The sequence below is a fragment of the Corallococcus terminator genome, assembly GCF_049194865.1.
Taxonomy (GTDB): domain Bacteria; phylum Myxococcota; class Myxococcia; order Myxococcales; family Myxococcaceae; genus Myxococcus; species Myxococcus terminator_A.
The window spans coordinates 34,639-48,084 of the sequence record NZ_JBLZWL010000118.1 but is presented as its reverse complement, the minus strand read 5'-3'; the positions used below and the strand labels follow the sequence as shown (position 1 = coordinate 48,084).

At 67.1% G+C, this 13,446-nt stretch carries 1 protein-coding gene (only partly in view); it reads left to right on the top strand.

The window, feature by feature from the left end:
• Positions 1-13,446 carry part of the coding region annotated (locus tag ACN469_RS35885; protein WP_498775571.1) for a non-ribosomal peptide synthase/polyketide synthase on the top strand (this coding region is incomplete at its 5' end). The annotated region continues 19,405 nt past the right edge of the window, so 13,446 of the 32,851 annotated nt are shown.

Genomic DNA, 13,446 nt, shown 5'->3' with positions numbered 1-13,446 from the left:
GGAGAAGCTCGCCGAGCTCTTCCGCGCCGTCCTCAACCTGCCTCGCGTCAGCGTCACCGAGAGCTTCTTCGCCCTCGGTGGTCACTCACTGCTCGCCACCCAGGTCGTCTCCCGCATCCGCTCCACCTTCAACATCGAGCTGCCCCTCCGGGAACTCTTCGAGGCCCCCTCCGTCGCGCAGCTCGCCGAGCGGCTGGAGCAATACTCCGTCGACTCGAAGGTCCCCGCACTCGTCCCTGTCGACCGTGCTCGGCCGCTGCCGCTCTCCTTCGCGCAGCAGCGCCTGTGGTTCCTCGATCAGCTCCAGCCCGGCGGCTCCGCATACAACATCCCTTGGGCGCTCAAGCTCACCGGCACCCTGGATTCCAATGCGCTGACGCTGTCCCTCCGCGCGCTGATTCAGCGCCATGAGGTGCTGCGCACTCACTTCGCCATTCATGAGGGTCAGCCCGTCCAGCGCATCCTGCAGGACGTCGTGCTGGAGATGCCCCTCGTCGATCTCCGCGCGCTGCCGGAGCAGGAGCGAGACGCGGAAGCCCAGCGCCTGATGCGCGACGAGGCACTGCATTCCTTCGACCTGTCTCGGGGACCCCTGGTCCACGCGACCCTGGTGCGATTGAGCGACGACGAGCACCTCTTGCTCGCCACCGCACACCACATCGTCTCCGACGGATGGTCTGTCGCCATCATCGTCCGCGAGATCGCCGCCTTCTACCGTCAGTTCGCCGGGGGAGAACCCGCCCAGCTCGCGGCCCTGCCCATCCAGTACGCCGACTTCTCCGTCTGGCAGCGCGAGTGGCTCCAGGGCGACGTCCTCTCCGCCGAGATTGCCTGGTGGCGTCAGCAGCTCGCCGGAGTCTCGACGTCTCTCGAGCTTCCGACCGACAGACCTCGTCCCGCCGTTCAGACCTACGGGGGCGCTATCGTCCCCGTGGCCCTCTCCAGACAGTCGAGCGACTGGGTGAAGGCGCTCGCCCAGCGCGAGGGCGCCACGCCCTTCATGGTGCTGCTGGCTTCCTTCCAGCTCCTGCTCTCCCGCTACTCGGGACAGGAGGACGTTTCGGTGGGCTCGCCCCTCGCCAACCGCAACCGCTCCGAGACCGAGGGCCTCATCGGCTTCTTCGTCAACACCCTCGTCTTCCACTCGCGCCTCGACCCGAAGCAGTCCTTCCGTCAATTGCTCTCAAAGGTACGCACGTCCACCCTGGCCGCCTACGAGCACCAGGACGTCCCTTTCGAGAAGCTCGTCGAGGAGCTTCAGCCCCAGCGCGACCTGTCCCGCTCGCCGCTCTTCCAGGTCACCCTCACCCTTCAGAATGCTCCTGAAGAGGAACTCGAGCTGCCCGGCATCACCCTGGGCGCGCTGCAGCCGAGCGTCGAGTCCTCGAAGTACGACATCAGCCTCCTGCTCGAAGAGGGCATCAACGGCTTCGCCGGTGTCTTCAACTACAACACCGACCTCTTCGACGCGGCGACCATGGAGCGACTCTCACGTCACTTCGCGGTCCTGATTGAAGCGCTGCGTTCCGCCCCGGATGCCCAGATCGGTCTGATTCCCCTGCTTACGTTGGAGGAGAAGCAGCAGGTACTCACGGGCTGGAATGGGGTTGTTAGCGATTACCCGCGCGATGCGTCCATCCACGGACTCTTCGCCCAGCAGGCTTTGCGCACGCCGAATGCTGTCGCGGTTGTCGCCGGTGAGGAGTCGCTCTCCTACGCCCAGCTCGATTCGCGCTCCAATCAGCTCGCTCACTACCTGCGTTCGTTGGGCGTGCTTCCCGGCTCGCGCGTCGCTGTCCGCCTCGACCGCTCCGCTGACCTCATCGTCTCCCTCCTCGCCATCCTCAAGGCGGGGGCCTCCTACGTCCCTCTCGACAAGGCCTGGCCCTCAGAGCGCCTCGCCTTCGTCCTCCGTGAGTCCGCCGCTGGCGTCGTCATCTCCCACTCCGACGTCGTCGATGACTTGCCGGCCTTCGGTGCCGTCCTCCTCGTCATCGATGAGGAAGCCTCTCGCATCGCGAGCCAGCCTTCCTCACCTCTCGCGGGTGTCGTGACGGGGGATGACCTCGCCTACGTCATGTTCACCTCTGGCTCCACCGGCGAGCCCAAGGGTGTCTGCGTCCCTCACCGTGGCGTCACCCGCCTCGTCTCTTCTTCCTTCATCTCCTTCGGCGCCTCCGACGTCTGGCTCCACGCGGCTCCCGTCGCCTTCGACGCCTCCACCCTCGAAATCTGGGGGGCTCTCCTCCACGGCTCGAAGCTCGTCCTCGCTCCTCCTCACTCGCTGTCTCTGGAAGAGCTGGGCTCGCTGCTCGTCCGTGAGGGCATTTCCTCCCTCTGGCTTACCGCTGCTCTCTTCGAGCAGATGGTCGCGACCCAGCCCGTTGCACTGGCCGGCGTCCGCCAGGTCCTCGCCGGTGGCGACGTCCTTCCGCCGTCCCGCGTCCGCGAGCACCTCGCTCGCCTCCCTCCGGGCCACGTCCTCGTCAACGGCTACGGCCCCACCGAGAACACCACTTTCTCGGCGACTCACTCGCTGCGGCACGGGGACTCTGTCTCTCGCTCCGTCCCCATCGGCGCGCCCCTCTCCAACTCCTCCGCCTTCGTCCTCGACGCCTCCTTCCAGCCGCTTCCTCCCGGCGTCCCGGGAGAGCTCTTCGTCGGTGGTGACGGCCTCGCTTGGGGCTACCTCAACCGCGCTGACCTCACCGCTGAGCGCTTCGTCCCGCATCCCTTCTCTTCGTCGCCGGGTGCTCGCCTCTACCGCACCGGTGACCGCGTCCGCTGGCTCGCCGACGGCACGCTTGAGTTCCTCGGCCGCTCCGACTTCCAGGTGAAGGTGCGTGGCTTCCGCATTGAGCTGGGTGAAGTCGAGGCCGCTGTCCGCCTCTTCTCCGGCATCCAGGAAGCCGTCGTCCTCGCTCGCGAAGACGTCCCCGGTGACAAGCGCCTCATCGCCTACTTCACCTCAGCGCAGGACGTCGACTCGTCCGCGCTGCGCTCCTTCCTCCTCCAGCGCCTGCCCGAGTACATGGTGCCGGCCGCGCTCGTCTCCCTCTCCTCCTTCCCTCTCTCCGCCAACGGGAAGCTCGACAGGAAGGCCCTTCCTCCTCCCGACTTCGCCGCCGCTGACGCTTCCGGTGACGACTTCGTCGCGCCCTCTACTGCGAGTCAGATCCGCCTCGCCTCCATCTTCGCCGACGTCCTCGGCTTGGAGCGCGTCAGTGCCCACGGCGACTTCTTCGAGTTGGGCGGCCACTCCCTCCTCGCCACTCAGGTCGTCTCCCGCATCCGCTCCACCTTCGACGTCGAGTTGCCCCTCGGTGAGCTCTTCTCCTCTCCCACCGTCGCGCTTCTCTCCGAAAGGCTGGAGTTGCTCCACGGCTCTTCGTCCCGTCAGCCGGCACTCGTCCCCGTCGACCGCTCCCAGCCGCTTCCTCTCTCCTTCGCCCAGCAGCGTCTCTGGTTCCTCGACCAGCTCCAGCCCGGCGCTTCCACCTACAACATCCCTTGGGCTCTCAAGCTCACTGGCAACCTCAACGCGGAGGCCCTGCTCCAGTCCCTCAACGCGCTGATTCAGCGCCATGAGGTGCTTCGCACCCACTTCGCCATTCACGAAGGCCAGCCCGTCCAGCGCATCCAGTCCGATGTCCGCATGACGCTGCCCGTTGTCGACCTGCGCGCCCTGGACTCTTCCGCTCGCGATGCCGAAGCCCAGCGGCTCATGCGCGAAGAGGCGCTTCACTCGTTCGACCTGTCGCGTGGCCCACTGGTGCACGCCACCCTCGTGCGTCTCACCGATGACGAGTACTTGCTGCTCGTTACCAACCACCACATCGTCTCCGACGGTTGGTCCATCGGCGTCATCGTCCGCGAGCTGGCTGCGTTCTACCGTCAGTTCTCCGGTGGCGAGCCCGCGCACCTCTCACCTCTGCCCATCCAGTACGCCGACTTCTCGGTCTGGCAGCGCCAGTGGCTCCAGGGCGACGTCCTCGCCTCCGAAATCGACTGGTGGCGCAACCAGCTCGCCGGAGCCTCCACTTCTCTGGAGCTGCCCACTGACAGGCCTCGCCCCGCCGTTCAGACGTACCGCGGCGCAGTGGTTCCTATCTCGCTGCCGCCTGAGTTGACCCAGGCTGTGAAGGCTCTGGCTCAGCGCGAAGGCGCCACGCCCTTCATGGTGCTGCTGGCTTCGTTCCAGCTCCTGCTCTCTCGCTACTCGGGCCAGGACGACATCTCCGTCGGCTCACCCATCGCGAATCGCAACCGCGCGGAGACCGAAGGCCTCATCGGCTTCTTCGTCAATACCCTCGTCTTCCATTCCCGCCTCGACTCGAAGCAGTCCTTCCGTCAGTTGCTCTCCAAGGTACGCACGTCCACCCTGGCTGCCTACGAGCACCAGGACGTCCCCTTCGAGAAGCTCGTCGAGGAACTCCATCCTCAGCGCGACCTGAGCCGATCGCCGCTCTTCCAGGTCACCCTCACCCTTCAGAACGCTCCTGAAGAGGAACTCGAACTCTCCGGCCTCACCCTCAGCGGGATGCCCGCGAGCCTCGAGACGGCGAAGTACGACTTCAGCCTCTTGCTTGAAGAAGGCAGCAACGGCTTCGCTGGCGGCTTCAACTACAACACCGACCTCTTCGACGCGGCCACCATCGAGGGCCTTGCACGTCACTACGCCGTGCTGCTCGCAGGACTGACCTCTTCGCCCGATGCACAGCTCGGCGCGGTTGCGATGCTGACGCCGGCCGAGAAGCAGGTTCTGCCTTCGTGGACCGGTACCACGTCCGCCTACCCGCGCGACGCTTCCATCCACTCGCTCTTCGCCCAGCAGGCCGCGCGCACGCCTGACGCTGTTGCTGTCGTCTCCGGCGAGGAGTCTGTCTCCTACGCCCAGCTCGACTCGCGCTCCAACCAGCTCGCCCACTATCTGCGCTCGCTGGGTGTCCTCCCAGGCTCGCGCGTCGCGGTCCGCCTCGACCGCTCTGCGGACCTCATCGTCTCCCTCCTCGCCATCCTCAAGGCCGGCGCCTCCTACGCCCCCCTCGACAAGGCCTGGCCTTCCGAGCGTCTCGCCTTCGTCCTCCGCGAGTCCGCCGCTGGCGTCGTCATCTCTCACTCCGACGTCGTCGATGACCTGCCGGCCTTCGGCGCGGTCCTCCTCGTCATTGATGAGGAAGCCTCTCGCATCGCGAGCCAGCCCTCCTCCGCGCTGCCTCGGGACGTGACGGGCAACGACCTTGCCTACGTCATGTTCACCTCTGGCTCCACCGGCGAGCCCAAGGGTGTCTGCGTCCCTCACCGTGGCGTCACCCGCCTCGTCTCTTCTTCCTTCATCTCCTTCTCTTCTTCCGACGTTTGGCTCCACGCAGCCCCCGTCGCCTTCGACGCCTCCACCCTCGAAATCTGGGGCGCCCTCCTCCACGGCTCCAAGCTCGTCCTCGCTCCTCCTCACTCGCTGTCTCTCGAGGAGTTGGGCTCGCTGCTCGTCCGTGAGGGCATTACGTCCCTCTGGCTCACCGCTGCGCTCTTCGAGCAGATGGTCGCCACTCAGCCCGTTGCACTGGCCGGTGTCCGCCAGGTGCTCGCTGGTGGTGACGTCCTTCCGCCTTCCCGCGTCCGCGAGCACCTCTCCCGCCTCCCCCCGGGCCACGTCCTCGTCAACGGCTACGGCCCCACCGAGAACACCACTTTCTCCGCCACTCACTCCCTGCGGAATGGCGACTCCGTCTCCCGCTCCGTCCCCATCGGCGCGCCTCTCTCCAACTCCTCCGCCTTCGTCCTCGACGCCTCCTTCCAGCCGCTTCCTCCCGGCGTCCCGGGAGAGCTCTTCGTCGGTGGCGACGGCCTCGCTTGGGGTTACCTCAACCGCGCCGACCTCACCGCTGAGCGCTTCGTCCCGCACCCGTTCTCTTCGTCGCCGGGTGCTCGCCTCTACCGCACCGGTGACCGCGTCCGCTGGCTGGCTGACGGCTCGCTTGAGTTCCTCGGCCGCTCCGACTTCCAGGTGAAGGTCCGCGGCTTCCGCATCGAGCTGGGTGAAGTCGAGGCCGCTGTCCGCCTCTTCTCCGGCATCCAGGAAGCCGTCGTCCTCGCTCGTGAGGACGTCCCCGGTGACAAGCGCCTCGTCGCCTACTTCACCTCAGCGCAGGACGTCGACTCGTCCGCGCTGCGCTCCTTCCTCCTCCAGCGCCTGCCCGAGTACATGGTGCCGGCTGCTCTCGTCTCCCTCTCCTCCTTCCCTCTCTCCGCCAACGGGAAGCTCGACAGGAAGGCCCTTCCTCCTCCCGACTTCGCCTCCGCCGACGCTTCCGGCGACGACTTCGTCGCGCCCTCTACTCCCACCCAAATTCGCCTCGCCTCCATCTTCGCCGACGTCCTCGGCTTGGAGCGCGTCAGCGCCCACGGCGACTTCTTCGAACTCGGTGGCCACTCTCTCCTCGCCACTCAAGTTGTCTCCCGCATCCGCTCCACCTTCGATGTCGAGTTGCCCCTCGGTGAGCTCTTCTCCTCTCCCACCGTCGCGCTTCTCTCCGAAAGGCTGGAGTTGCTCCACGGCTCTTCGTCCCGTCAGCCGGCACTCGTCCCCGTCGACCGCTCCCAGCCGCTGCCGCTCTCCTTCGCCCAGCAGCGTCTCTGGTTCCTCGACCAGCTCCAGCCCGGCGCGTCCACCTACAACATCCCCTGGGCTCTCAAGCTCACTGGCAACCTCAACGCGGAGGCCCTGCTCCAGTCCCTCAACGCGCTGATTCAGCGCCACGAGGTGCTTCGCACCCACTTCGCCATTCACGAAGGCCAGCCCGTCCAGCGCATCCAGTCCGATGTCCGCATGACGCTGCCCGTCGTCGACCTGCGCGCCCTGGACTCTTCCGCTCGCGATGCCGAAGCCCAGCGGCTCATGCGCGAGGAGGCGCTTCACTCGTTCGACCTGTCTCGCGGCCCGCTGGTGCACGCCACCCTCGTGCGCCTCACCGATGACGAGTACTTGCTGCTCGTTACCAACCACCACATCGTCTCCGACGGTTGGTCCATCGGCGTCATCGTCCGCGAGCTGGCGGCGTTCTACCGCCAGCTCTCCGGTGGCGAGCCCGCGCACCTCTCACCTCTGCCCATCCAGTACGCGGACTTCTCGGTCTGGCAGCGCCAGTGGCTCCAGGGCGACGTCCTCGCCTCCGAAATCGACTGGTGGCGCAACCAGCTCGCCGGAGCCTCCACTTCTCTGGAGCTGCCCACTGACAGGCCTCGCCCCGCCGTTCAGACGTACCGCGGCGCGATGCTCCCTCTTCGGCTGACGCGCGAGCTTTCTCAAGCCGTGAAGGCGCTGGCTCAGCGCGAAGGCGCCACGCCCTTCATGGTGCTGCTGGCTTCCTTCCAGTTCTTGCTCTCCCGCTACTCGGGCCAGGACGACATCAGCGTTGGATCGCCCATCGCCAATCGCAATCGCGCGGAGACCGAAGGCCTCATCGGCTTCTTCGTCAACACGCTGGTCCTGCGTGCGCGAATCGGCTCCCGTCAGTCCTTCCGTGAGCTGCTCTCACAGGTTCGCGCGTCCACCCTGGCCGCCTACGAGCACCAGGACGTCCCCTTCGAGAAGCTCGTCGAGGAACTCCATCCTCAGCGCGACCTGAGCCGCTCGCCGCTCTTCCAGGTCACCCTCACCCTTCAGAACGCTCCTGAAGAGGAACTGACACTCCCCGGCCTCACCCTCGGCGGGATGCCCGCGAGCATCGAGACGACGAAGTACGACTTCAGCCTCTTGCTCGAAGAGGGCGTCAACGGCTTCACTGGCGGCTTCAACTACAACACCGACCTCTTCGACGCGGCCACCATCGAGGGCCTCGCACGTCACTACGCCGTGTTGCTCGCAGGACTGACCTCTGCGCCTGATGCGCAGCTCAGCTCCGTTGCGATGCTGACGCCGGCCGAGAAGCAGGTTCTGCCTTCGTGGACCGGCACCACGTCCGCCTACCCGCGCGACGCGTCCATCCAGTCGCTCTTCGCCCAGCAGGCCGCGCGCACGCCGGACGCTGTCGCCGTCGTCTCCGGCAAGGAGTCGGTCTCCTACGCCCAGCTCGACTCGCTCGCCAACCAGCTCGCTCACTACCTGCGCTCGTTGGGTGTGCTTCCCGGCTCTCGCGTCGCTGTCCGCCTCGACCGCTCCGTTGACCTCATCGTCTCCCTCCTCGCCATCCTCAAGGCCGGCGCCTCCTACGTCCCCCTCGACAAGGCCTGGCCCTCCGAGCGCCTCGCCTTCGTCCTCCGCGAATCCGCCGCTGGCGTCGTCATCTCGCACTCCGACGTCGTCGACGACTTGCCGGCCTTTGGTGCCGTCCTCCTCGTCATCGATGAGGAGTCCTCGCGCATCGCGCGCCAGCCTTCTTCACCTCTCGCGGGTGTCGTGACGGGGGATGACCTCGCCTACGTCATGTTCACCTCCGGCTCCACCGGTGAGCCCAAGGGTGTCTGCGTCCCTCACCGGGGCGTCACCCGCCTCGTCTCCTCTTCCTTCATCTCCTTCTCTTCTTCCGACGTCTGGCTCCACGCTGCCCCCGTCGCCTTCGACGCCTCCACCCTCGAAATCTGGGGGGCTCTCCTCCACGGCGCAAAGCTCGTCCTCGCTCCTCCTCACTCGCTGTCTCTCGAGGAGTTGGGCGCACTGCTCGTCCGTGAGGGCATTTCCTCCCTCTGGCTCACCGCTGCTCTCTTCGAGCAGATGGTCGCGGCCCAGCCCGTCGCACTGGCCGGTGTCCGCCAGGTGCTTGCCGGTGGCGATGTCCTCCCGCCCTCCCGCGTCCGCGAGCACCTCTCCCGCCTGCCCCCGGGCCACGTCCTCGTCAACGGCTACGGCCCCACCGAGAACACCACTTTCTCGGCGACTCACTCGCTGCGGAACGGGGACTCTGTCTCCCGCTCCGTCCCCATCGGCGCGCCTCTCTCCAACTCCTCCGCCTTCGTCCTCGACGCTTCCTTCCAGCCGCTTCCCCCCGGCGTCCCTGGGGAGCTCTTCGTCGGTGGTGACGGTCTCGCCTGGGGTTACCTCAACCGCGCTGACCTCACCGCCGAGCGCTTCGTCCCGCACCCCTTCTCTTCTGCGCCGGGTGCTCGCCTCTACCGCACCGGTGACCGCGTCCGCTGGCTGGCTGATGGCTCGCTCGAGTTCCTCGGCCGCACTGACTTCCAGGTGAAGGTCCGTGGCTTCCGCATTGAGCTGGGCGAAGTCGAGGCCGCTGTCCGCCTCTTCTCCGGCATCCAGGAAGCCGTCGTCCTCGCGCGTGAGGACGTCCCCGGTGACAAGCGCCTCGTCGCCTACTTCACCTCAGCGCAGGACGTCGACTCGTCCGCGCTGCGCTCCTTCCTCCTTCAGCGCCTGCCCGAGTACATGGTGCCGGCCGCTCTCGTCTCCCTCTCCTCCTTCCCTCTCTCCGCCAACGGGAAGCTCGACAGGAAGGCCCTTCCTCCTCCCGACTTCGCCGCCGCTGACGCTTCCGGCGACGACTTCGTCCCTCCCTCCACTCCCACCCAGACGCGCCTCGCTTCCATCTTCGCCGACGTCCTCGGCTTGGAGCGCGTCAGTGCCCACGGCGACTTCTTCGAGTTGGGCGGCCACTCCCTCCTCGCCACCCAAGTCGTCTCTCGCATCCGCTCCACCTTCGACGTCGAGTTGCCCCTCGGTGAGCTCTTCTCCTCTCCCACCGTCGCGCTTCTCTCCGAGCGGCTGGAGTTGCTCCACGGTTCCTCGTCTCGCCAGCCGGCACTCGTCCCCGTCGACCGCGCTCAGCCGCTTCCTCTCTCCTTCGCCCAGCAGCGTCTCTGGTTCCTCGACCAGCTCCAGCCCGGCGCTTCCACCTACAACATCCCCTGGGTCCTCAAGCTCTCTGGATCGCTGGACGAAACCGCACTGCTCCAGGCTCTCAACGCGCTGATTCAGCGCCATGAGGCCCTGCGCACCCGCTTCGCCGTTCACGAAGGCCAGCCCGTTCAGCTCGTCCAGCAGGACTTCCTGCTGGAGATGCCTCTCATCGACCTCTCCGCCCTGCCCGAGCAGGAGCGTGACGCAGAGGCTCAGCGACTGGCCTCCGCGGAGGCCCTGCGGCCCTTCGACCTGGCCCGTGGCCCCGTCGTCCGCACGTCACTGCTCCGCCTGGATGCCTCCCAGCATCGGCTCCTCGTCACCCTCCACCACATCGCGTCCGACGGCTGGTCCATCTCCGTCATGGTTCGCGAGCTGGCTGCGTTCTACCGTCAGTTCTCGGGTGGCGAGTCCGCCCAGCTCTCACCGCTTCCCATCCAGTACGCCGACTTCTCCGTCTGGCAGCGCCAGTGGCTCCACGGCGACGTCCTCGCCTCCGAAATCGGCTGGTGGCGCAACCACCTCTCCGGCGCTCCTCCCGCCATCGAGCTGCCCACCGACAGGCCTCGGCCCCCCGTCCAGACCTTCCGCGGCGCTCTGCTTCCCTTCGAGCTGTCTCCGGAGCTGACCTTGGCCGTGAAGGCCCTCGCTCAGCGCGAGGGCGCCACGCCCTTCATGGTCCTGCTCGCCGCCTGGCAGCTCCTGCTGTCTCGCTACTCTCGCCAGGACGACATCTCCGTTGGCTCGCCTATCGCCAACCGCAACCGCGCTGAAACCGAAGGCCTCATCGGATTCTTCGTCAACACCCTCGTCCTGCGTGCGCGCATCGACGCTCGGCAGTCCTTCCGCGAGCTGCTGGGGCAGGTGCGCCTGTCCACTCTCGCCGCTTACGAGCACCAGGACGTCCCCTTCGAGAAGCTTGTCGAGGAACTCCAGCCTCAGCGTGACCTCAGCCGCAGCCCTCTGTTCCAGGTCTCCTTCGTCTTCCAGAACGCTCCCGACGAAGCGCTTCGCCTCCCGGGCCTCTCGCTCGACTTCCTCACCTCCGAGCTTCACTCCGCCAAGTTCGACCTCACTCTCGGCATGAGCGAGAGCCAGGGCCGGCTGCTCGGCACCCTCGACTTCAACTCCGACCTCTTCGACGCCTCCACCCCGCGTCGCATGGCTCGCCACTTCGAGAGCCTTCTCGCCGACGCCACCTCTCGCGTCGACGTGCCCCTGCGTCACCTCGGCCTGCTCGCCGACGACGAGAAGTCCCAGCTGCTTTCCGACTTCCAGGGCGCGCAGGTGCGCTTCCCGAGCGAGACCACGGTTCACTCGCTCATCCAAGCCCAGGCGCTGCGCACGCCCGAGGCCGAGGCCGTTCGCTTCGAGGACCGTGCCCTCACCTACGCCCAGCTCGACTCACGCTCCAACCAGCTCGCTCACCACCTACGCTCCCTTGGCGCTCGCCCCGGCGCCCTCGTCGGCATCTGCCTGGAGCGCTCGCTCGACCTCGTCGTCTCGCTCGTCGCCGTTCTCAAGTCCGGCGCCGCCTACGTCCCGTTGGACCCCGCCTATCCGCGCGAGCGCCTCGCCGGCATGCTCGAGGATGCTGACGCTCCCGTCCTCCTCACGCATGAGCACTTGAAGTCCGTGCTCCCCCAGCACTCCGCTCGCGTCCTCTGCCTCGACTCCCAGTGGGACGCTGTCTCGCGCCAGCCGTCCTCGGCCCCTGCTCGACTCGCCGGCCCGGACGCGCTCGCCTACGTCATCTTCACTTCAGGCTCCACCGGCCGCCCCAAGGGCGCCATGAACGCCCACTCCGGCGTCGTCAACCGCCTGCTGTGGATGCAGCAGCAGTTCCCCCTGGCTGCCTCCGACTCCGTCCTCCAGAAGACTCCCTTCTCCTTCGACGTCTCCGTCTGGGAGTTCTTCGCGCCTCTCATCTCCGGCGCTCGCCTCGTCCTCGCAAAGCCCGGTGGACACCAGGACCCCGCCTACCTCGTTCGCCTCATCTCCGAGCAGCGCGTCTCCATCGTCCACTTCGTCCCCTCCATGCTCCGCGCCTTCCTCGAGGAGCCGGGACTCGAAGCGCTCTCTCACGTCCGTCGTCTCGCCTGCAGCGGTGAGGCCCTCCCCGCCGAGATGGTGCGCCGCGCCCACTCGCGCCTGCCTCACGCCGAGATTTTCAACCTCTACGGCCCCACCGAGGCCGCCGTCGAAGTCTCCTTCTTCCACTGCACCCCGGGCGACTCCCGTCACTTCGTCCCCATCGGCAAGCCCGTCGCCAACACCCGACTCCTCGTCCTCGACGAGTCCGGACAGCCTTCTCCCGTCGGTGTCCCCGGAGAGCTCCTCATCGGCGGCGTCCAAGTCGGCCTCGGCTACTGGCGCATGCCTCACCTCACCGCGGAGCGCTTCATCCCCGACGCCTTCAGCGCCACCCCCGGCTCGCGCCTCTACCGCACAGGCGACGTCGCTCGCTGGCTCCCTGACGGAACCCTCGAGTACCTCGGTCGCTCCGACTTCCAGGTCAAGCTGCGTGGCTTCCGCATCGAGCTCGGTGAAATCGAGGCCGTCCTCCGCTCCCTTCCCTCCGTCTCCGACACCGTCGTCGTCGTCCGCGACGAAGCCCACCTCGTCGCCTACGTCGTCCCCTCTTCCTCCGCTTCTCCCGACTCCCAAGCCCTTCGCTCGGCGCTCTCGCTCCATCTGCCCGAGTACATGGTGCCGTCGGTCTTCATCCTCCTCGACTCACTCCCGCTCAATCCCAGCGGCAAGGTGGACAGGAAAGCGCTCCCCACCCCGGACTTCGTCCCCGCCTCCCGCGAGTACATCGCCCCTCGCACTCCGTCCGAGGAGTTGCTCGCATCTCTCTTCGCCTCGGTGCTCCGCGTCGAGCGGGTCGGTGTCACCGACAACTTCTTCGCCCTCGGTGGCCACTCACTGCTCGCCACGCAGGTCGTCTCCCGCATCCGCTCCACCTTCAACATCGAGCTGCCCCTCCGGGAGCTCTTCGAAGCCCCCACCGTGGCGGGGCTCAGCGAGCGGCTGAGTCAACAGACGGCCGGTTCACAGACGCCGCCCCTGGTCCGCGCGGACCACACGCAGCCGCCTCCGCTGTCGTTCGCGCAGCAGCGCTTGTGGTTCCTCGACAAGCTCCAGCCGGGCAGCGCGTTCTTCAACATGCCCCTCGCGCTTCAGCTCGAGGGCACGCTGGACGTGGAGGCGTTGCAGCAGTCCTTCACGGAGCTGGTGCGTCGCCACGAGGTGCTCCGCACCACGTTCCGCGAGGGCCCGGTTCAGATCATCCATCCGCCCGCATCCGTGCCGATGCCGCTGGAGGACCTGTCCGCCCTCTCATCGGAGGCGCGCGACGCCGAGGTCCAGCGTCGAATCCTCGCGGAAGCCCAGCGTCCGTTCGACCTCGCACGCGACCCGATGCTGCGGACCGCGCTGCTGCGGCTGAGCGCGACCCAGCACGTGTTGCTGATGACGATGCATCACATCGCCGCGGACGGCTGGTCCATGGGCCTGCTCGTGCGCGAATCCACCGCGCTCTACGAGGCCTTCGCGGCGCGTCGTCCTTCGCCGTTGCCCGAGCTGCCCATCCA